Raw genomic sequence first — 22,527 nt, 5'->3', positions numbered from 1 at the left:
GAAGGGATGTCTATTGGCTGATTTGACCATGACGAGGCTTTATGAAGTGATGATCGTCCTGTATGCGATCAGTCTAGTTTTTTACTTTACTGATTACTTTTATAAACAAGTGCGAGCAAGGCGTATCGCTTTTTGGCTTGTTTCATTCGTATGGATGATTCAAAGCGCCATTATTATTTTAACGTCTGTGGAAACAAAGCGTTTTCCGATTTTATCTTTATCCGAGGGGATTCTCTTCTATTCCTGGCTGCTTGTAACGTTATCCATTATCCTTCATTGTATTGCAAGAGTGGATTTACCAGTGTTTATTATTAATATACTAGGCTTTTTATTTGCTAGTATTTTTACATTTATGCCTAAACGCCCTACAGGAGCTGTCGGAGAGACACTTATTTCGGAACTGCTTTTTATTCATATATCATTTGCGATCCTATCGTATGCAGCATTTACATTAACATTTGTTTTTGCTATTTTGTATCTTATTTTGTATCGTTTGCTGAAAAAGAAAAAGTGGTCACATTTATGGACAAGGCTGCCATCCTTACAGCAGACGAGTAGCTGGATGAATATTTCATTTTTCATTGGGATTCCGATGTTATTTATAAGTTTAATATTAGGGTTTGAATGGGCATTATTAACATTAGAGAGTCTTTCGATTTTCGATGCGAAGATCATAGGGTCTTTCATTATCTTAATGTTGTATTGCTTTATCTTATATGTGAATCGCAAAAACAAGCTAACAGGCACGACGTATGCGTGGGTACATATTTACGCTTATTTATTAGTCGTTACGAATTTTTTCCTTGGAAGCAGTTTATCGCGATTCCATTTATGGTATTAAAAGAAAGGTTGGAGACTGTTGAGAAAAATTATTGTAGGTTCTAGGAGAAGTAAGTTAGCACTAACGCAAACAAATTGGTTTATTAATGAATTAAAGGCAGCGGGTGCCCCATTTGAATTTGAAGTGAAAGAAATTGTCACAAAAGGCGATCAAATTTTAGATGTACAGCTATCGAAAGTAGGCGGAAAAGGGCTGTTTGTGAAAGAAATTGAACAAGCACTTTATAATAAAGAAATTGATTTTGCTGTTCACTCTATGAAGGACATGCCTGCTGTCTTGCCAGATGGGTTAGTGATTGGCTGTATTCCTCCTCGTGAAGATGCGCGTGATGCATTTATTTCGAATGGTCATGTGAAATTTGCTGATTTACCTGCTGGTGCGGTTGTGGGAACAAGCTCATTACGTCGTAGTGCCCAGCTATTAACGGTGCGTCCTGACCTTGAAATTAAGTGGATTCGTGGAAATGTTGATACACGTTTAGCGAAGCTTAAAACAGAAGAATATGATGCGATTATTTTAGCGGCAGCAGGGTTAAAACGACTTGGCTGGAGTGAGGATGTCGTGACTGAGTTTTTACCTGTGGAAGATTGTTTACCAGCAGTAGCGCAAGGCTCTCTTGGCATTGAGTGCCGCGCCGATGATGCGGAGCTATTAGCCGAATTAGCAAAGCTTACAGATGCAGCAACATGGCAAGAGGCACATGCGGAACGTGCATTTTTAGCAGCAATGGATGGTGGCTGCCAAGTACCGATTGCTGGTTATGCCACTACAAATAATGAAGAAATTACACTTACTGGCCTTGTTGCCGCACCTGATGCCTCTGTGGTGTATAAGGAAACAGTTGTAGGAACAGATGCACAAAAGATTGGAGAGGAGCTTGCTGCTATTTTAACAGAGCAAGGTGCTTTCGATTTAATTCAACGTGTAAAGGCAGAGCAAGATGCACAGTAATTTACCGTTAAAGGGTAAAACATTACTTTTAACAGGTACAGCTAAGACAGCGTCCATTATAGACGATATCACAGCGTTAGGTGGCTATGCAGTTATGGCTCCTTTAATTGAAACTTGTGAGCGCATAAATAGCGATGATACTGAGTATATAAGGCTTGCACGTCAAATGGATTGGTTGATTTTTACGAGTCAAAATGCTGTGGATGCCTTTGCTAGTAAGATGCAGCAACATCAAGTAAGTGTGCAAGATTTTCAAGGGAACATTGCTTCTATTGGAACGAAAACGACGACAGCATTAGAACAGCTAGGGTTTCAAGTAAGCTTTATGCCCTCCATATTTAGTGCTGATATTTTCGTCAAAGAATTTCCAAGTATAGCAGGCCATCAGCCAAGATGTCTGTTTATTCGAGGGGAAAAGGCGAAAAGTACGCTGAAGGATGGTCTGCCCTTTGAATTAAAGGAGTGGACAGTTTATGAAACGGTGGAACGACATGATCAAACATCGATCATTGTCAATTGCATTCAGCAACATCAGGATGTCACAGTGATTTTTGCTAGTCCTTCAGCTGTTGATGTGTACGCAAAGGATGTAGTGCCATATGTTAGCTGGCAAGCAACTCGTATTGCAGCCATTGGTCATATTACCGAGGCAGCTCTTCAACAATATGGTGCAACTGTGGAAATTATGCCAAGTGTTTATACAATGCAGGCAGTCATCGAGGAAATTATGAAAGTAGGGGACAAATCATGACAAAACTACAATTTCAAAGACATCGTCGTTTGCGTGTCAATGCAACGATGCGATCAATGGTAAAGGAAACATACTTACATAAAGAGGACCTGATCTATCCTATTTTTGTAATTGAAGGCGACAATATTAAAAATGAAGTACAGTCAATGCCTGGCGTTTTTCAATTTTCATTGGATAAACTAGAAACAGAGATTGATGAGGTTGTAGCTTTAGGTATTCCAGCGGTTATTTTATTTGGCTTACCTGCTGAAAAAGATGCAGTGGGAACTGGTGCGTTTCATGATCATGGCATTGTGCAAGAAGCCACTCGACTTATCAAGGCACGTCATCCTGAGTTATTAGTTATCGCGGATACATGTCTATGTGAATTTACAGATCATGGACATTGCGGCTTAATTGAGGGTGATCAAATTTTAAATGACCCTTCATTGGATGTTTTAGCCCATACAGCGATATCACAAGCAAAGGCTGGCGCAGATATTATTGCCCCATCTAATATGATGGATGGCTTTGTGACAGCAATCCGTGCTGGCCTAGATGAAGCAGGCTTTGAACATATTCCTATCATGTCTTATGCAGTCAAATATGCTTCTAGTTACTATGGTCCATTCCGAGATGCTGCGGATGGCGCACCGCAATTTGGTGATCGTAAATCCTATCAAATGGACCCATCGAACCGTTTAGAAGCATTCCGTGAGGCGGAATCAGATATTGAAGAGGGCGCGGATTTCTTAATTGTTAAGCCTGCTCTTAGCTATTTAGATATTATTCGGGATATGAAAAATAACTATCCATTACCGCTTGTTGCGTATAATGTTTCAGGTGAATATGCAATGATTAAAGCGGCTGCTATCAACGGTTGGATTGAAGAGAAAAAAGTTGTGCTTGAAACATTATTAGGCATGAAACGCGCAGGCGCTGATTTAATCATTACGTATCATGCAAAAGATGTTGCACGCTGGTTGGAGGAGAAATAAATGACGCGATCTTACGAAAAATCAAAACAAGCCTATGCTGAAGCTGTGCAGTTAATGCCAGGTGGTGTTAATAGTCCAGTACGTGCATTCAAATCAGTTAATATGGACCCGATTTTTATGGAATCTGGCCATGGTGCGATTATTAAAGATATTGATGGCAATGAATATATTGATTATGTATTGTCTTGGGGTCCATTGATTTTAGGACATACACATCCAGAGGTAGTGAAAGCCATTGCTGACACAGCTGCGAAGGGCTCTTCCTTTGGTGCTCCAAGCTATACAGAAAATCGTTTAGCCCAATTAGTATTAGAGCGTCTACCAGGTATGGAAATGATTCGCTTTGTCTCCTCAGGAACAGAGGCTACGATGTCTGCATTGCGTGTAGCTCGTGGGGTTACAGGGCGTGATAAGATTTTAAAGTTCGAAGGGTCTTATCATGGTCATGGTGACTCATTATTAATTAAAGCAGGTTCTGGTGTTGCCACATTAGGTCTACCTGATAGCCCTGGTGTGCCAGCAGATATCGCTCGCAATACATTGACAGTTGCCTATAATGATTTAGAAGGGGCAAAAGTGATTTTCGAAAAATTTGGCGCAGAGCTAGCAGCAGTCATTGTGGAGCCAGTTGCAGGAAATATGGGCGTTGTACCACCACAGCCAGGTTTCCTAGAAGGCTTACGTGCCCTTACATCTGAGCACGGTGCGTTATTAATCTTTGATGAGGTCATGACAGGCTTCCGCGTAGATTATGGCTGTGCACAACAGTATTTTGGCGTAACACCTGATATGACAACGTTAGGAAAAGTGATTGGCGGCGGTCTTCCTGTAGGGGCGTTTGCCGGAACAAAAGAAATTATGGAGCAGGTCGCACCAGCAGGCCCTATTTATCAAGCAGGCACATTATCAGGTAATCCATTAGCGATGACAGCAGGCTATGAAACGTTATCACGCTTAGATCATAGCACATATGACTACTTTAAAAAGCTAGGCGATCAGCTAGAAACAGGTTTCCGTGAAGCGGCAACGAAATATAATATCCCACATACGGTTAATCGTGCAGGCTCAATGATTGGCTTCTTCTTCACAAACGAGGATGTCGTGGATTTTGCATCAGCCAAAACATCTGATTTACAATTATTCGCGGAATACTTCCGTTTGATGGCAGAGGAAGGTATATTCCTACCTCCATCTCAATTTGAAGGTTTATTTATTTCAACAGCCCATACAGAAGAGCATATTGCCCGAACGGTAGAGGCGTTCCATAAGGTGTTTGCGCAATTAGCGAGATAAAAGGATAAGGAAATATGTTCTTTTAATGAAGTAATATATTTCACAATGAAAATGTAAACTGATTATCACTTCTTATCAGCCGATCAGAAGAGAAATAGGGGTTGTGCAAAAAGTAAAGACCTTTTTGCACAACCTTCCTTTTAGTAGTAAGAATATGCTAAGTATACTTGTTCCTGCTGTGATCACAATAAATGGACATCCATCCTTAACAATAAAAAAGCCACCTAAGATAAGGTGACTTAATTAAGCTATCTCGCCATTTTATTTCTTATTCCTCAAGAAAATAAAATCCCATTGTATAGTTAAAATTGTATCCATCCCAATCAGCAAATTTATAATTCTGCCATTCATAATTTGAACGTGTAACTAGGTCCATTCTGAGATTTGGATATCTGTACCAACTATCGTGAAAGCTACCCTGTATTTTTTTATTCGGGTATACATATTCCATTACAGCGTATATTTCCTTTTGAAAATTCTTTAATATGGATATTGTCTCCATTAATTTATTCTCATCTATATAGAGATCTTTAGTGTCACCACGTTGATATCTGTCAATCGTGTATAAGAAACTTCGTACATAATCTCCATATTTAGTATAGACTGTATACATATCCAATGAACCATCAAAATACATTAAATGATAGGAAAGATTTAAGCTTCCCATAGGAGTAGTGATACTACTATAGTATTGTGTTAAAAAGTTTTCAACTTCAGCTAAACTAGCACCTTGCTGTATAGGGTAAGTTTTATCTTCAGCACTATTCCAAAATTGCGTATTTCCTGGTTTAGGTTCAATGCTATGCTCAAATTGTGTATTCTCTGGTTTAGGTCCAATGTTAGGCTCAAATTGCGTATTTTCTGGTTTAGGCCCAATGTTAGGCTCAAATTGAATATTTTCTGGTTTAGCTTCAATGTTATTGTCAACTTTTTCATTTTCTAATTTGTGCTCGTTTGTTACTTCACCTTGCCACTTCGCTTTAAATTGCTTCAAAAAGCCATTTTCCATCATATAAAATTCTATTTCTTCAATTTTTACATCTTTATCAAAAAGCCACTGGTAATAGCCATCTCTTGTTTCACCTGGATAAATATAGCCGTTTGATTCAAAATGATGGCTATATCCAGACATATTTACTTCATCCTCATACAGAGCATTATTCAATTTAAACTGTAAACCACCAGGTTGTTGTAATGGCTTTGTAGATTTATTTGTGACAGAGAGATAAACTTTAAATCCCTTATTTATGCGGTGTACATATTCTATATCCTTAACTGTCACCTCGATTTGTTCATCTGCAAACGTTTCCCCTAGACTTAAAATAGGCTGTTCTTTTTTCTCTGTTTTTGGTGATTTAGGCTTTTGGGTTTCCTTATTACTTGACTGTTCTGTGATTATATATGAATCTTCTGTAACTATGTTTAAGTCTTCTGTAATTGTTATCCTTTGACTTATTGGATCCCATTGAACATTTGCCCCTAATGATTCACTAATAAATCTTAAAGGTACAAGTGTTTGTCCGCTATTGGCTTGGGCTGGAACTGATAATGTTACTGTATTGCCATTGATCTTTGCATTTGTCGACCCTATTTTTAGTGCTATACTTACATTCCCTTTTGAAGCATAAACAGTTTTATTTTCTCGATTCCATGTGACTTCTGCGCCAAGTTCCTCAAAAATCCCTCTTAACGGTACAAGTGTAACACCATGTTCAATGAGTGCTTGATGACTAAACCATTGTTTCTCATCGTTTATGTAAATTGATATACCTGAGGATGCATTAACACTGTTATTTCCTGATCCGATTAATAAACAAAACAACAATAGAATGATAATTCTTAGTTTTCCCAATCGATTCCCTCCTAGTAAAATAGTAATATGTTATTATTTTACTAGAAATATATTGCTTTGTAATTAAAATATGCTTAAAAAAATGAAAAAAGCGTATTATTTTTTAAATAATGGAATGCTGCATTTTATATGTTGTGAAACAATGAACTTTGCGTTCGGTCTCGTTGATGCTTTAGAGTAAATAATAAAGGATTTGATTTATATGAAGGAGGAAGTGGCTTGAAAAGAGACATGGTAAAAGTGATAGCTATTTTTGGCGTAGGCACACTTGCAATTTTATCGGTTTCTTTTTTCTGTCATTATTTTTATAAATAAACAAGAAAGAGCTGGGCAAAAATTTTTTCTGCCTAGCCCTTATTCTAGCCTGTTAAATGATTAAATAAGTTGTAAGAGTGAAGAAACCTTTGAGCTATTTAATGCCCGGATAGTGGCAATAATAGTATCAGCTTGCTCTGTGGCTGAAGTGAGCTTGTTCTCTAATTCTATTGTTGTTAATGGATTAGAGGGGGCTCCCTTTGGATTGATTCCTCTAGCAGATAATTGTGTGCCATTTTTTAAGCGAATATCTATTTGTGTATACTTCGATACGGCTTCAAGGTCATTTGAGCGTCTTACTTTTTTCATATATTGTTGCACTGTGTCATCAATCGGCTCTGGTAGGAAGGAAGCTAGATGTAAAGGTCTGTTTGCTAAAATTAATGACACGATATATTCAATGCTAAAACGACCTTCTTCCCCCGTTTTGGGTTCGCGAATAACAAGTGCTGCATCGCTATAATGAGAGAAGGTAATATGAATGTCTTCAATTTCCTCGACAGCAAGTGGGCCAATTTGTTGTGCTGCATCAATGCCAAAATAAGACCCTGAGCAGCAAGGATAAAGCTTAAACCATAGTCCTGGTGACGAAATGCGCCAAGTTGCAGATGTTACATCCAGTAATAATGCCTCTGCTTTTTTCGGTGTATTTTCACCATATAAAGATAAAAAGCCAATATATCCTTCTAAGCTATTGTCATTGACATGCATACCTACTTGTGCAAAGCGAATTGCTTCAATGGCATGTTTGGCGGCAATACCTGCATGTAAAGGTTTTGTTTCTGTACCAAAATGAATTCGCATTCCGCTCGCCATAGTTGTGGCAAAGCCGATTGTACGACATGTGTCATGCACTGTTAAGCCGATTAAATAAGCGCCTGCAATAGCTGCACCAACAATACCAATCGTTGAGGTATTATGCCAGCCCTTTTCGTAGTGAACATTGGAGAGGGAGAGGGCAAGCTTGGCCATCGCCTCTACACCAATGGCATAGGCTTGGATAAAGCGTATACCTGTTGTATCTTCATCACATAAAGCAAATAATGTCGGTAGTAAAACTGCACTTGGATGCCCTCGTAATTCATGATGTACATCATCAAAGTCTAGTACATGTGCCATAAAGCCGTTAATTAAAGCAGCCAGCTCGGGTGTTGTATAAATCGGGTGTCCAATGACCTTGCTTGTCCCTCCACAGGCGAGCTGTAATAATTTATGTACGCCTGCATCCTCTTTGCCACAGTGTGTAACAGCGACAAAATCAATGAGTCCACGCTTGGCATCTTCAATTGCCGCAATATCTAAAGGCTTTAAAAATAGTTGGTGAACAAAGCGCCTTGTAATATGGTTTACTGCCATTGATCTAACACGCTCACCGCAAGATTTGCAAAATAAGTGGCAGCCACAGGTATCGCATCTTCGTTTAAGCGATATTGTGGATGATGCCAGCCGAACGGTCCATCTACACCTACCCATACAAAATATCCGGGAATACGCTCTTGATAAAAAGCGAAATCTTCACCAGCAGGCACCATATCAGCTTCAACTGCTTGATGACCACTGATGCGAGCAGCCTCCTGTAATACTTCTGTAAAACGTGCATCATTATAGACAGTTGGTAAATAAGGGAACCATCTGAAATCAGCTGTTGCGCCATAGCTTGCAGCGATGCCTTCTGCCAATGCTTTCATACGCTGTGGAATAGTAGCGCGTGATGTGGCTTGGAATGTACGTACAGTACCCTCTAGCTCCGCTTTTTCTGGAATCACATTCCATGTATTGCCTGCTTGTAATTTTGTTACAGATAAAACGGAATTATCGAAGGAAGAGATATTACGGCTAACAATGGATTGGAATGCGGTAACAATTTGACTGCTAATGACGATAGGGTCTACCGTGCTTTCAGGAATACCTGCATGTCCGCCAGTACCGATAATATCTAATTCAAAACGATCAACACTTGCCATTAATGGACCTGCTTTAATACCAATTGTACCAACCGGTAAATCAGGCTTGTTATGCATGCCAAAAATAGCTTCCACACCTTCTAAGACGCCCGCCTTTGCTACATACTCTGCGCCTTGTGCAGTTTCTTCAGAGGGCTGGAAAATAAAGCGTACAGTGCCTTTTAATAAATGGCGCTGTTGTTGTAATAAAATAGCTGTTCCTATAATAGAGGACGTATGAAAATCATGACCACAGGCATGCATGACACCTGCATTTTTTGAACGAAATGGCTCATCTGTTTGTTCTTCAATTGGCAGGGCGTCAATATCTGCACGGATTGCAATCGTTGGCCCTTGCTGCTCGCCACGCACTTCTGCAATTACACCAACGCTAAGCGGATACGTCAAAATTGTGATACCGTGTTGCTGTAACCAATTGGTAATGCGTTTTGTTGTTTCAAATTCTTGCATGGAGAGTTCAGGATACGCATGTAATTCGCGTCGATAGGCAATTAACTGTTGCTGTAAGGCATCTGTTATCGTAATAGATGTCATAAAATGTTATCCTCACTTTCTGAAGTAATTTGTCGAATAAATTTTTTCGTGCGCTCCTGCTGTGCATTTGTAAAAAACTCCTTGGCAGGTCCTTGTTCCACGATATGACCATCCGCCATAAAAATGATATGATCGGCGACTTCTCGTGCAAAATCCATCTCATGTGTCACAATAATCATTGTTATCTTTTGCTCTGCTAATTTTTTAATGACATGTAATACTTCTTGCACTAGCTCTGGGTCAAGGGAAGAAGTGGGCTCATCAAATAAAATAACATGTGGCTTTTGTGCAAGTGCGCGTGCAATACTAACACGCTGCTGTTGCCCACCGGACATTGTGACAGGGTAATTATCACGCTTTGCCTCTAAGCCGACCTCGCTTAAAAGCTGCATACCAATTTTATTGGCTTCCGCTTTCGGGGTTTTTTTCACCACAATTAATGATTCTGTAACATTTTCTAATGCTGTTTTATTTTTATATAAATTATAGTTTTGGAACACCATAGCTGTTTTGGAACGTAGGTGTTGAATATCCTTTTTCGCTGGCTTTGCGGCATCTAAACGTGCATCATCAATTTCGATGATGCCTTGTTGGGGCTGCTCTAAATAATTTAAGCAGCGGATCAGTGTCGATTTTCCAGAGCCAGAAGGACCGATAATTGCTAACACTTCGCCTTGCTTAATTTCAAAGCTAATGCCTTTTAAGACATCTAATGCACCAAAGCTTTTTACTAAATTTGTTACTTTTAACATCAATCGTCACCTCTATGTTTTATATGGGCGATCTAAATATTTCTCGATCAGCTTTTGCACATAGGTATAGACAACGATAATTGCCCAATACACTAATGCTACGGTTAAATAGGCTTCAAAATAACGGAAGGAGTTAGAGGCTTGCATTTTTGCCTCTGCAAAAATTTCGACTACACCAAGTGTAAAAGCAAGGGATGTTTCTTTAATTAAGCTAATAAACGTATTACCCGTACCTGGTAGAGCGTTGCGCAAAGCTTGTGGCAAAATAATACGACGATACGCTTGGAATTTTGTCATACCTCCTGCAAGACAGGCTTCTAGCTGTCCTTTTTCAACAGAAGCGAAGGCTGCACGGAAAATTTCAGCTAAAAAGGCAGCCTGCTTAAAGCCTAAACCGATAATAGCGGCAGTAACAGCATCTAGCTTTGTAAAAACAGGAAACAGTTGCGGTAAACCATAGTAAATTAAAAATAGTTGGACGAGCATTGGAATTGCTCGGAAGAAAGAAATATAGACATTCGCTGCGTAAATTAAAATTTTGAAGTTTGTTTTATATACCAGAGCTAAAGCTAAACCAATAGCTACGGCAATAATCATTGCGATTATTGCCATAAATAATGTGATTGGAATGTACTTTAAAATGGCAGGGAGAACTTCAATCATATAAGAAAAATCTAAGTTCATATCCATCTGACGCCTTTCTGTACAAAATAATGATTATTCAACTTTAACAGTGATATCTTCGCCACCGTAATATTTTTCAGATAGCTTTTTTAATGTACCATCTTCACGTAATTTTTGAATTTCTGTATTAATGGCTGCAATCAATTCCTCATTATCAGCTGTTTTACGGAATGGGAAGGCAACATCCTCATAGACAAATGGTTCGCCAACGAATTTTAATGGTAAATCACTTTTTTGAATTTCTGCCAATAAAGAAGCTTTAGCATTGACATAGCCATCTACACGTTTATTAATTGCTTCTAATTGTGCACCATCGCGATTTTCATATGTGCGAATCGTAATTTCTCCATTTTTATCGAAATTCTCTAAGTTTTTCACATTGTTTGAGCCAAGTACACCTGATACTGTTTTGCCTTTTAAATCATCCAGTGTGTTAATATCTGCATTATCTTTATGTGTAACAATTGTCACCCCTGCATAAGAATAAGCGTCAGAGAAAGCATATTTTTCTTTACGTTCATCCGTTACAGCAACAGCATTGGCAATTGTATCGATTTTATCAGCCTCTAATTGTCCCATAAGGCCACTAAAATCCGAGTTCACCCATTCTACAGAGTAGTCTAGGTTTTTGGCAATTGCTTCAATTACTTCAACATCAAAGCCTACTAATTTATCCCCATCTTTATAGCCGTTTGGATAAGATTGACCAGTTGAACCAACACGTAATACATTTTTTTCATCAGAAGAGCCTTTGTCTGCTCCATCTTCCTTTGTGCCACCACATGCTGCTAATACAAGTGCGAATACAGCAATAAATGCTGTCAGTAAAATTTTCTTTTTCATCTGTTATGCCTCCAAAATGTTCTTTTTGTAATAGTTTGTAAGATGTCCCTTACCTAAATCTTTTTGACCGAATTTCACATAGCCTTTTTTTTCATACATACTACCAAGCCATGGGTGAGAGTCGGCTGTACCTAATGTTACATAGGGTACTTTTAACTGCTCTTTCAATATGGTTGTTTCCAGCCAGTACAACAAGGCAGAGCCAATACCTTTTTTTCCGTTATTTGGGAGGCTAGCAAACCAGCCAATATGTGGAACAGGGCAGGGACCGGGATTTGGCCCCCATGGCATACGAAGCGATACAGTGGATAGCACCGCCCCGTCGTCCTCTAAAAAATAGCAAAGATTATAGCTTAAATGCGATTGTACTTGCTGTAATGTGACGGTTGTTGCATCAAAATGTACACCATATTGTAAATTTTCCGCATAAGAAGCATGGAGTAAATCGCGCAATATTTCTGCATCATCCAGTGTTGCTGCACGATAAGTATAGGTCATTAGCGATCCTCCTTTTTTATTTGTTCATAATGTGCTAAAACTTCTTCTACTTTTACTGGTGCAAGGCCAGTATAAGAGGCATAATCAAAAATGCTTGCTAATTGTTCTGCTGAGAAAGTGCCCATAATTCGTTTATCCTTCGCTAATAGCTCTTTAAAGGGTACATCATTTTCAAGTGCTTCCATTGAAATTTCGTAGATGATATGGTGAGCGGTTTGCTTACCAAATTGGCTAGAAAGCTCAAACATTATTTTTTCAGATAAAAGTAAACCACCTAATTTATCTAAGTTTTTCAACATATTTTGCGGCTTGACCACTAAGCCTCGTAATGCAGCAATAGTGGAAGCTAATTGAGATGACAAATAAATTGTAATTTCAGGTAAAGCAATCCATTCTGCACGCCATGACATCGCATCACGCTCATGTTCAACAATTAAGGAATGTTGCATGAGCGATACATTTTGCAAAATAGGGCGGGTTAAACTCGCAATACCCTCAAACATGGCAGGGTTGCGTTTATGTGGCATTGTGGATGAACCGACATTTCCTTTAGAGAAAGGCTCCTCTACCTCATCAATTTCTGTGCGCATTAAGTTGTAAAATTCATTGGCTAATTTGCCAAGTGTTCCGCTAATGAGACCAAGTACACTTGCATATTCTGCTAAACGATCACGTGAGGAATGCCAGCAAATTTCAGGTGCTTGAAGTGCCAATATTTCCATAGCACGTTGCTCAATAGCGATGCCTTGCTCTCCAAATGACGCATATGTACCGACACCACCGCTAATATTGCCAACAAAAACGCGTTCATCAATTTGTTGTAGTCGCTCAATATGGCGTAATATTTCGCTCAATACGACAGCCATTTTAAAGCCGAATGTTGTTGGAAGGCCTTGCATACCATGCGAACGCCCAGCTATTAATGTAAGTTTATGTTCTTTGGCAAGTATGGCTAGGGCATCTGCTACTTGTCGTAAATCACGCTGAATAATTTGATGGGCCTCTTTAAGCTGTAAAATAGTACCTGTATCAACGATATCTTGTGTTGTAGCACCATAGTGAACAAATTCACCATGCTCACCACTAATTTCTTGGATGGCATTAATGGTTGGCATCAGTGAGTGTTTGAGTTTGGCCATATTTGCAGCAAGCTGTTCGAGATCGAAGTGAGCTTGGCTTGCTTGTTTCACGATCTCCTTTGCTGCTTCCACAGGGATCACGCCAAGCTCACCTTCTGCCTGTGTTAAAGCAATTTCTACGTTTATATGCTTTTGCAGTCTATTTTCATCAGACCATACATTGCGCATTTCTTCTGTACCAAAATTATTTTTCAACATTATCATATCAATTACATGTGACGGCATGGTATTGTCTCCTTTTTAAAACCAACTATTTCACTAAACTTTATTATGAAACAAAGTATACTGGTTTACTTTGTTTTTTTCAAGCGGAAATTTATAATTTTAAAAGTTTTCTTTTAATTTTAAATAAAAGATTTGTATAATTTTGAATTATGATAAATAATAGGGAAAAATCTGTTTGTGACAGATTAAGTGAAAATAAAAACACTATTTATAGCAACGAATAATGGCAGTTGAGGGGGTAGTAGCACACCTTTTTCACCGATAAAAAGGAAAAAATCTGTGTTTCTACTATTCTTTCTGTATGAGACATTATTTGTCTCTCGAGTATATTGCCAAAACGATGGCTACTTTTTATAAAGTATTTGTACAATTAGGGCGATAAATGATGTAAATCATCCTTGAATTTCTCTGGTATGTTTTTTTAGTTTTCTTACCAGATTGATGGGGAACGGACTGTTTTTTGTCAAAATTATATCTTTCAGCATAGTCAAAATGTAGACAAAATCGTTTATAATAAAGCTATTCATATATAGAAAGTAGTGGTTTGATATGGCAACTGGCACACATACAGTCGATGTACCTGTAGGAATTGAACATGTATGGGATTTTGTAAGCGATATGGAGAAATGGGCAAAGCTTGTCCCAGGCTATAATGCACATAAAATGATTGACGACAAACATTCTACATGGACTTTTAAAGGGAATGTGGGTGTTTTGAAAAAAACAGTAGAAGTAGAGATTACAATTTTAGAATGGGCGGCACCCTCGAAAGTAACATTTGAACTCAAAGGGCTTTCTGATAATTTCTCAGGGAATGGCTATTTTCTTGCGGAAAGCATTGATGCTGAAAACACAAAAATGACAGGCTTTTTAGAAGTAACAGCTGGCGGATTAGCAGGCCCAGTTTTAAATCCAATTTTCAAGCCTATCGTACCAAAGGCCACACAAATGCTAACAGATCGTGTAGCCAATAAAATTAAATTAGTAAATGTTTAATGAATGTAACTAACAATAAAAATGGCATACTAGAAGATCACCTCTAGTATGCCGTTTTTTCGTAGTAACTTGTATATCAGTGTAAGCGTTCTAGCATACTAGCCTGCGAGTGGTCATATGATGCAAGGGGAGGGATTATTATCGAACACAAAACTTGGAAGATGTGTGAAACATTTTGTTTTCCTGGCTATGGCTGCCCAACAGAAATAGCGGCTGTGCAAATTAAACCACAGTGGCAGACAAAGCAATTAGAGGACTCACTGCGACTCATGGGTATTTACCATATTACTGCACATGTACGTTTTGATTTTCAGGATATGCAGATTCATATGGGGCAAGAGGATATTATCGCCATTGATGCACTGGATATTCAAGGAGACACAGGCTATTTCGAGTATGCAGTACCTTTACATGTTGATTTACCAAAAGAGTCGGATGTGAAAGATTTAATGATCAAGGATATTCGTCCTAGTCTCACAAATCAAATGTGTCAGTTAGAATGGACAGTCACAAGTGTCTTTAATGAACTTGAACCTGTTATGGAAAAAGCGCAGATGAATGCTACGAAGGAAGAACAATTAACGGTTATGGAAGAAGAAAGTGTGCCTGTGAAGCAGCCTACTACCATAGCAGCAGCTTCACACCAAGAGCCCGTTACAGCAACTGATAGTCATATTGTTGTACGTGAATCAAGCTCTTGGCATGAAGTACCTTCAATGATTTGGGATTTAACGGAAGACTATACACCGTTAAAAGTCCGTGTTTCAAATGATGTCTTTCAAAAGTAAGTAGCAGAGAAGCAACAAGACCAATAAGAAAATAAGGTCGCCAGATGTTGGCACAATAATGACACGGATAAACTGAAAAGCACAAAGAGGTATAATGATCGTTCGACAATAGAAACGAATTTGTCGTAGCCATGGTGGTAAAAGCCATGGATTATATTTACGTCGACGCATTGATGATTCACTTCCTTTTCACAGTTCCTAAAAACAATGAAATCACTTGAAAGATAACACGATTTTGCGGTACAATAAGAAAAATTCAATATAGATGCGATGATAGGGAAGAGTAAATTTTTGTACATTTTATAGAGAGGAAATGGTAGCTGGAAAATTTCTATTTGTACGAAATTGAAGGTAGCCCTTGAGCAGCTTTAGTGAACTAATAGTAGTTAAAGCCGGTTAAACACCGTTACCGAATTGAGAGCCAGAAGGTAGGCTAAGAAAAATTCTTAACTACTGCTGGAATTAAAGGTGGTACCGCGAACTAAAACTCCTTCGTCCTTTTAGACGACAGGAGTTTTTTTGTTGGTTAAAAAAATGAACAGCATTACATTACCAACAGTCTACAGATAATAGGAGGAGTCAATATGACAGAAAACATTTCAATGCCAACTAAGTATGATCCACAGTCCATTGAGGCTGGTCGCTATGAATGGTGGTTACAGGGGAAATTTTTTGAAGCACAGCCTGAAAGCGGGAAAAAGCCCTACTCCATCGTTATTCCACCACCGAACGTAACAGGTAAATTACATCTTGGTCATGCGTGGGATACAACATTACAAGATATTATTATCCGTATGAAGCGTATGCAAGGATACGATGCATTATGGTTACCAGGAATGGACCATGCAGGTATCGCAACACAAGCAAAAGTAGAAGCAAAGCTGCGTGAGGATAATAGTACACGTTATGATTTAGGACGTGAAAAATTCCTTGAAAAAACATGGGAATGGAAAGAAGAATATGCTGGACATATTCGCGATCAATGGGCAAAGCTTGGCCTTGGCCTAGACTATACACGTGAGCGTTTTACACTAGATAAAGGACTGTCAGATGCAGTAAAAACGGTTTTTGTTCAGTTATATGAAAAAGGTTTAATTTACCGTGGTGAACGTATTATCAACTGGGACCCAGCGGCGAAAACAGCATTATCGGATATTGAGGTAATTTATCAGGATGTGCAAGGGGCCTTCTATCATATGAAATATCCATTAGCTGATGGCTCAGGCTATGTAGAAGTTGCCACAACGCGTCCTGAAACAATGCTTGGTGACTCAGGGGTAGCTGTTCACCCGAACGATGAACGCTACCAGCATTTAATTGGAAAAACGGTTATTTTACCGATTGTAGAGCGTGAGATTCCAATTGTAGCAGACGATTATGTTGATATGGAATTTGGTACGGGAGTTGTAAAAATGACACCAGCCCATGATCCAAATGACTTTGAAGTAGGTAATCGTCACAACCTTGAGCGTATTCTTGTGATGAATGAAGATGGCACAATGAATGAGCTTGCTGGCAAATATCAAGGGCTAGATCGTTTTGAGTGCCGCAAGCAAATCGTAGCAGATTTACAAGAGGCAGGCGTGCTATTTAAAATTGAGGAGCATATGCACTCTGTAGGTCATTCTGAGCGTTCAGGCGCTGTTGTAGAGCCTTATTTATCTGCACAATGGTTTGTGAAAATGCAGCCGCTTGCAGATGCTTCCTTAGAGCTACAAAAGGATGAATCAGGGAAAGTACACTTTGTGCCGGCTCGTTTTGAAAACACTTATTCTCGCTGGATGGAAAATATTCGCGATTGGTGTATCTCTCGCCAATTATGGTGGGGCCATCAAATTCCAGCATGGTATCATAACGAAACAGGCGAAGTTTACGTAGGAAAAGAAGCACCAGCGGATAGTGAAAATTGGACGCAAGATGAAGATGTCCTGGATACATGGTTTTCCTCTGCACTATGGCCGTTTTCTACAATGGGCTGGCCAGACGAGGCAAATGAAGAATATAAACGTTACTATCCAACAAATACACTCGTAACTGGCTATGATATTATTTTCTTCTGGGTGTCCCGCATGATTTTCCAAGGCATTGAATTTACTGAGCAACGTCCATTTAAAGATGTGTTAATTCACGGCTTAGTACGTGATGGCGAGGGACGTAAAATGAGTAAATCACTTGGTAATGGTGTTGATCCAATGGACGTGATTGAACAATATGGTGCAGACTCATTACGTTATTTCCTCGCGACGGGCTCCTCACCAGGTCAAGATTTACGCTATACAACGGAAAAAGTAGAGGCGGTATGGAATTTTGCCAATAAAATTTGGAATGCATCACGTTTTGCGCTAATGAATATGGATGGTATGACATATGATGAAATTGACTTAACAGATGAAAAATCAGTTGCTGACAAATGGATTTTAACACGTTTAAACGAGACAATTGAACGTGTAACCTCTCTTGCAGAACGTTATGAATTCGGTGAAGTTGGTCGTGAATTATACAATTTCATTTGGGATGATTTCTGTTCTTGGTATATTGAAATGGCAAAATTACCACTTTACGGTGAGAGTGAAGCAGCGAAAAAAACAACGCGTTCTATTTTAGCTTACGTACTAGATCAAACAATGCGCCTATTACATCCATTTATGCCATTTATTACAGAAGAAATCTGGCAGCACTTACCACATGAAGGTGAATCTATTACAGTGGCAGCATGGCCAACAGTGCGCACGGATCTTCATTTTGCCAATGAAGCAGACAATATGAAGCTCCTAATGGATATTATACGTTCAGTACGTAATATTCGTGCGGAAGTGAATACACCAATGAGCAAAAAAGTGCCATTGTTTATTTCAGCGAAAGATGCTGCAACGGTAACCGTGCTTGAAGCAAATAAAGCCTATTTAGAAAAATTCTGTAACCCTGAAACACTAACAATTGGTGAAGACTTAGAGGCCCCTGGTCAATCAATGACAGCCGTTGTGACAGGCGCACAAGTTTTCCTACCACTTGTTGGGCTGATTAACCTAGAGGAAGAAATTGCTCGTCTCGAAAAAGAGCTAGAGAAATGGGCAAAAGAGGTAAAGCTTGTAACAGGTAAGCTATCCAATGAGAAATTTGTAGCAAAAGCACCAGAAGCACTAGTCAATGCAGAGCGTGAAAAATTAGCAGATTATGAAAGCAAGCACACGGTTGTCTTAAAACGTTTAGAAGAATTGAAAAATATGTAAAAAATGGTGGGTGGCGATAAAGTCATCCATCTTTTTTTATTTTATATATCAAAAGATATATATTGTGTTAGGTAAAAGTGTATAGTAAAATCAAAAATAATTAGTCGAATGGGTGAATTTCGCTTCTGTATAATATAGGAAACAAAGCCTAGCGTGTTGCAATCGTGGCAAAGAAGGACAAAGAGATTTATAGCTGTTCGATATAAATATTTTAGAGCATACATTTTGCCGAATGGAGGTGTTAGAGATGACAGGAAATATTGCTACAATCATTTCAAAAATTAATAGAGCCTGTGATGATCTTGATTTTGTAAGTGCAAGGGTATTAATCCAAACAAATCTTTTAAAATTATCAGAAGCAAAATATTACCGTTTATTAAATACTAGTAGTCGTGTATTGATTAAACATATACTAGCCAGCAATAACGAACAAAAAGAAGAGGCGAAATTATCGCGTGCCGATTTATTAACCATCAATAAAATTAATGAGTATTGTTCGAACTTTGATATTTCTATGTTAAAAAGAACATTAAAAAATTCTTTTGAATTAGTGCAACGTCCAGATGTAATGCCGCTTTTAAATAATGATGCCAAAATTATTTTAGATAATATGGGTGCTTTATTAGGCACTCGTCAGATAATGAATTAAATAAGCCGCTCAAACACGCAGAATGGTCAGCCCCCTCTGTGTGTTTTTTATACTGCTTATAAAGAAACCGCTGTTATTCAACGCCACTTGTACTAAAATAGAGATATTGCATGAAAAGGAAGTGTTGTTGTTGTTTAACACAATGAAGGAATGTACAGAATTTATTTTTACATTAAAAGCAGTTGACCATAAACGTGCGCCACTTGTCTTTATGCGAGAGGTGCTGGCACTTTTAGATAATCCTCACAATAAACTCCGTGTTATCCATATCGCTGGCTCTAATGGAAAGGGTTCAACCGTCAATGCATTAAGAGAAATATTACAACAGGCTGATTATAGAGTGGGCGCTTTTACCTCTCCCCATTTAGAGCGAGTGCATGAACGTATAACGATTAATGGTGTCCAAATTTCTGATAAGCAATTTTTAGCTTATTTCAACAAGCTAGCACAGATAGTAGAAGAACACTATAATGGAGATTTTCCAAGTTTTTTTGAGGTGGTTACCCTTATTATGTTCCAATACTTTGCAGATCAAGAAATTGATATAGCATTAATTGAAACAGGGCTTGGAGGGCGTCTCGATGCCACAAATGTTGTTACACCACTACTAACGATTATTACAACGATCTCTCTGGAACATACAGCATTTTTAGGAGATACTTTTACAAAGGTAGCAACTGAAAAAGCGGGAATTATTAAAGAGGGTGTTCCTGTTATTGTAGGTGTTCGCAATAAGGAAGCATTAGCTGTTATAACAAAAGCAGCAGCTAGTCAACAAGCTCCATGCTTTGTTTTAGGACAAGACTTTATAGTGACCAATTATTTACAAACCCCAGATCATCAGCAATTTACCTATAAAATGGGCAGTGTCTTAATGACTGATATTGTTTTAAAAATGGCTGGCTCCCATCAAATTAATAATGCAAGTCTTGCGATTACAGCAATGGTGGTACTACGTGACAAGGGCACTCTTGCGATTGATGACCAAGCAATTCGCCGAGCTTTACAAGGTGCACAATGGGCAGGACGTTTTGAACAATGGTCAAATTATATTGTGCTGGATGGCGCCCATAATTCAGAGGGAACGGCTGCACTTATTCAAACACTTAGAGAGGTGTTCCCAAATCATCGGTACCACTTTGTGTATGCAGCGTTAGCAGATAAGGATCATGCCAACAGCCTTGCATTTATGGATGCTATTGCGTCCTCCATGACATTTACACAAATTGCGCTACCAAATGCTATGCCTGCCAAAAGCTTGGCACAGCTATCAACGAATGCAAAAAAAGCCGATTATAACAAATGGCAGGATGCGATTCAAGCCGTGCTTTCTGGAAGAAATGCTGAGGATATTGTCGTTGTTACAGGTTCTTTATACTTTATCGCAGAAGTTCGCAAGTGGCTACAGGAGGCAAAACGATGATCCCTAAATTAAATCACTATAAAGAAAAATGGCATGTTCACAGCGATGATATGATTAAGCCTGGGTTGACGGCAATTGAGGAGGCATTGGCTCTCGTCGGCAATCCAGAGCGTAGGCTACCAACTGTCCATATAGCGGGTACAAATGGCAAAGGGTCAACGGTTACATTTCTTGAAGCGATAGCAAAAGAACATGGCTTGCGCGTAGGGAAATTTATGTCCCCATGTATTGTTGATGTGCATGACCAAATCCAGGTGGATGGCAAAGCGATTTCATCACCTGCAATGGATGCCGTGTTTCAGCATATGCAAGCAGCAGGGCTAAGCGGAAAGCTAACAAATTTTGAGCTGTTGACAGTTGCTGCATTTTTACACTTTGCCAATTGCCAGGTTGATCTTGCGTTAATTGAGGCAGGAATGGGTGGCTTATTGGATAGCACAAATGTGGTGATGCCGTTGGTTTCAATTATTCCAAGTATAGCGCTAGAGCACACACAATTTTTAGGGGATACGCTAACAAGTATAGCGCATCATAAGGCAGGCATTATTAAAGAGCAGCGACCAGTGATTATTGGTGATTTACCAGAGGAAGCAAAGCATGTTGTATTGCAGGAGGCTGCACAAAAAAATGCTGCAATCTTGGAGCTAGAGCATCATTTTTCTGTTGCATCAACAAGTGATGGAGAATGTTACATTAATAAGAAGCATGCATGTCAAATAACAGGTTTGCTACGCACGATGAAGGGGACACATCAGGCGCATAATATGGCATTAGCACTGACGGCATTTTTAGAAATAGCGAGCATTTTAGACGTGGAGCCAAGCACAGTAGCAATTCGCCAGGCCATCAAAAATGCCACGATTTTAGGGCGCTTTGAAGAAATTATGCCTTTTGTCTTTTTAGATGGTGCACATAATCCAGCAAGTGTAGCGCAATTAGTAGAAACAATTCAGCAGGAGTTTCCAAATAAAGCGATAACCTTTGTTGTTGGCATCCTTGCCGACAAAGATGTTCAACAAATTTTGAGATTGTTAGAGCAGGTGAGTGATCATTTTTATTTCGTCGATTTCGACAATCCTCGTGCAATGGCTGCCGAACAACTGATGGCGCTTTCCAATGCGACAAAGAAAGCTGTTTTGCTAGACTATGTCTCCTTTTTACAGCAACAATCCGCAAAGAAAGAGCGCACAGTTGTAGCAGGCTCCTTATATTTATTAACAGCGGTACGTAATCGTTTATTGAACGAGGATGCTTAAGAGTAGTTTACAAGCAAAAACACAGCGTCTATTGTGAGTAGAGGCTGTGTTTTTTTTTGCGAAAATTTGAGGTTGAATATTGTCAATAATGGTTTTAACGCCTAGTTCGATGCCTATTGATCCAATGCATCTAAATCTGTATATGTCTTTGGCTATGCCGCTTCTTTTGGCTGTGTATAATCTGAAGTGTTACTATTATGGCTTGAAGATGTTTATGATGAGTACCCTATTAGTAATACTTCTGTTAAGAGTACGGTTGATAGTATGAGTACTAAATATTTTATTCTTATAGATTAATACCTATCATCTTGTTTAAAAAATTTTTTTGAGATGAAGATACTAATAAATGCAGAAAAAACTATAACTGGAGCCATAAATAGTAGTTTATATTGATTCCAAGGTGTTGTGATAGCGATAATGATAGATATTATAAGAACAATAAAAGTAGCCAATAATTGCTGTTTTACATTTAATTTTAGCAATACACATAATCCTCCCAATCCTATAGCTATGTTGGTTAAAGAAATTCGATAAAGAGAATATCTAATCCTTTCTTAAGCAGTAAA

General features: G+C 38.8%; 19 protein-coding genes and 1 other annotated feature. Of the genes, 11 read left to right on the top strand and 8 right to left on the bottom strand.

What is annotated here, in order from left to right; all coding sequences use genetic code 11:
* The first annotated feature begins 13 nt into the window (after positions 1–13).
* Genes ccsA through hemL form a run of 5 tightly spaced genes read left to right on the top strand, consistent with a single transcriptional unit; the run spans position 14 to position 4,813 of the window.
* The gene (gene ccsA / locus MHB44_RS15720; RefSeq protein WP_053996338.1) at positions 14–841 is read left to right on the top strand and encodes a cytochrome c biogenesis protein CcsA; all 828 of its coding nucleotides are present in this window, start codon (positions 14–16) and stop codon (positions 839–841) included.
* Positions 842–859: 18 nt separating this feature from the next.
* Positions 860–1,792 carry a hydroxymethylbilane synthase gene (gene hemC / locus MHB44_RS15715; protein WP_341299943.1) on the top strand — a complete coding sequence of 311 codons (933 nt, stop codon included), beginning with the start codon at positions 860–862 and terminating at the stop codon, positions 1,790–1,792.
* Positions 1,782–2,543: a uroporphyrinogen-III synthase gene (locus MHB44_RS15710; RefSeq protein ID WP_341299942.1), complete on the top strand. Its 762-nt coding sequence runs from the start codon at positions 1,782–1,784 to the stop codon at positions 2,541–2,543. The genes hemC and MHB44_RS15710 overlap by 11 nt, the downstream gene beginning before the upstream one ends.
* Positions 2,540–3,520 carry a porphobilinogen synthase gene (gene hemB / locus MHB44_RS15705; protein WP_341299941.1) on the top strand — a complete coding sequence of 327 codons (981 nt, stop codon included), beginning with the start codon at positions 2,540–2,542 and terminating at the stop codon, positions 3,518–3,520. The genes MHB44_RS15710 and hemB overlap by 4 nt, the downstream gene beginning before the upstream one ends.
* On the top strand, positions 3,521–4,813 hold the full coding sequence (hemL, locus tag MHB44_RS15700; RefSeq protein ID WP_341299940.1) for a glutamate-1-semialdehyde 2,1-aminomutase: 1,293 nt from the start codon (positions 3,521–3,523) through the stop codon (positions 4,811–4,813). It abuts the gene before it with no gap.
* A gap of 268 nt (positions 4,814–5,081) precedes the next feature.
* Here hemL and MHB44_RS15695 read toward each other — a convergent pair whose 3' ends face one another.
* The 8 genes from MHB44_RS15695 to purB form a co-directional block, all read right to left on the bottom strand.
* Entirely contained in the window at positions 5,082–6,665 is a 1,584-nt protein-coding gene (locus MHB44_RS15695) for a copper amine oxidase N-terminal domain-containing protein (RefSeq protein WP_341299939.1), read from the bottom strand.
* A 375-nt stretch (positions 6,666–7,040) separates the two neighbouring features.
* A complete protein-coding gene (locus tag MHB44_RS15690) occupies positions 7,041–8,336 on the bottom strand; it encodes an MmgE/PrpD family protein (protein ID WP_341299938.1) in 1,296 nt (431 codons plus the stop codon).
* Positions 8,327–9,478 carry an amidohydrolase gene (locus tag MHB44_RS15685; RefSeq protein WP_341299937.1) on the bottom strand — a complete coding sequence of 384 codons (1,152 nt, stop codon included), beginning with the start codon at positions 9,476–9,478 and terminating at the stop codon, positions 8,327–8,329. The genes MHB44_RS15690 and MHB44_RS15685 overlap by 10 nt, the downstream gene beginning before the upstream one ends.
* Positions 9,475–10,230 (bottom strand): amino acid ABC transporter ATP-binding protein, encoded by a 756-nt coding sequence (locus MHB44_RS15680; protein ID WP_341299936.1) that lies wholly within the window; start codon positions 10,228–10,230, stop codon positions 9,475–9,477. The genes MHB44_RS15685 and MHB44_RS15680 overlap by 4 nt, the downstream gene beginning before the upstream one ends.
* Before the next feature lie 12 nt (positions 10,231–10,242).
* Positions 10,243–10,914 (bottom strand): amino acid ABC transporter permease, encoded by a 672-nt coding sequence (locus MHB44_RS15675; protein WP_341302985.1) that lies wholly within the window; start codon positions 10,912–10,914, stop codon positions 10,243–10,245.
* Positions 10,915–10,947: 33 nt separating this feature from the next.
* Entirely contained in the window at positions 10,948–11,757 is an 810-nt protein-coding gene (locus MHB44_RS15670) for an amino acid ABC transporter substrate-binding protein (RefSeq protein WP_341299935.1), read from the bottom strand.
* Positions 11,758–11,760: 3 nt separating this feature from the next.
* Positions 11,761–12,255: a GNAT family N-acetyltransferase gene (locus MHB44_RS15665; protein ID WP_341299934.1), complete on the bottom strand. Its 495-nt coding sequence runs from the start codon at positions 12,253–12,255 to the stop codon at positions 11,761–11,763.
* The gene (gene purB / locus MHB44_RS15660) at positions 12,255–13,619 is read right to left on the bottom strand and encodes an adenylosuccinate lyase (protein ID WP_341299933.1); all 1,365 of its coding nucleotides are present in this window, start codon (positions 13,617–13,619) and stop codon (positions 12,255–12,257) included. The genes MHB44_RS15665 and purB overlap by 1 nt, the downstream gene beginning before the upstream one ends.
* Before the next feature lie 549 nt (positions 13,620–14,168).
* Here purB and MHB44_RS15655 point away from each other — a divergent pair.
* The 6 genes from MHB44_RS15655 (at position 14,169) to MHB44_RS15630 (ending at position 21,961) form a co-directional block, all read left to right on the top strand.
* Positions 14,169–14,615 (top strand): SRPBCC family protein, encoded by a 447-nt coding sequence (locus MHB44_RS15655; RefSeq protein WP_053996326.1) that lies wholly within the window; start codon positions 14,169–14,171, stop codon positions 14,613–14,615.
* A gap of 161 nt (positions 14,616–14,776) precedes the next feature.
* Positions 14,777–15,403, top strand: a complete 627-nt coding sequence (locus tag MHB44_RS15650) for a valyl-tRNA synthetase (protein WP_341299932.1) — start codon at positions 14,777–14,779, stop codon at positions 15,401–15,403.
* A 261-nt stretch (positions 15,404–15,664) separates the two neighbouring features.
* Positions 15,665–15,906 (top strand) — a binding site (T-box leader).
* Between the two features lie 81 nt (positions 15,907–15,987).
* Positions 15,988–18,633 (top strand): valine--tRNA ligase, encoded by a 2,646-nt coding sequence (locus tag MHB44_RS15645; RefSeq protein WP_341299931.1) that lies wholly within the window; start codon positions 15,988–15,990, stop codon positions 18,631–18,633.
* Positions 18,634–18,880: 247 nt separating this feature from the next.
* Positions 18,881–19,282, top strand: coding sequence for a hypothetical protein (locus tag MHB44_RS15640; RefSeq protein WP_053996323.1), 402 nt, complete (start codon positions 18,881–18,883; stop codon positions 19,280–19,282).
* 130 nt (positions 19,283–19,412) lie between these two features.
* Positions 19,413–20,705: a folylpolyglutamate synthase/dihydrofolate synthase family protein gene (locus tag MHB44_RS15635; protein WP_341299930.1), complete on the top strand. Its 1,293-nt coding sequence runs from the start codon at positions 19,413–19,415 to the stop codon at positions 20,703–20,705.
* Positions 20,702–21,961, top strand: a complete 1,260-nt coding sequence (locus MHB44_RS15630) for a folylpolyglutamate synthase/dihydrofolate synthase family protein (protein ID WP_341299929.1) — start codon at positions 20,702–20,704, stop codon at positions 21,959–21,961. The genes MHB44_RS15635 and MHB44_RS15630 overlap by 4 nt, the downstream gene beginning before the upstream one ends.
* The last annotated feature ends 566 nt before the right edge of the window (positions 21,962–22,527 follow it).

The organism is Lysinibacillus sp. FSL H8-0500 (assembly GCF_038051955.1).
GTDB classification, from domain to species: domain Bacteria; phylum Bacillota; class Bacilli; order Bacillales_A; family Planococcaceae; genus Lysinibacillus; species Lysinibacillus macroides.
This window is presented reverse-complemented; position numbering and strand designations above follow the sequence as displayed.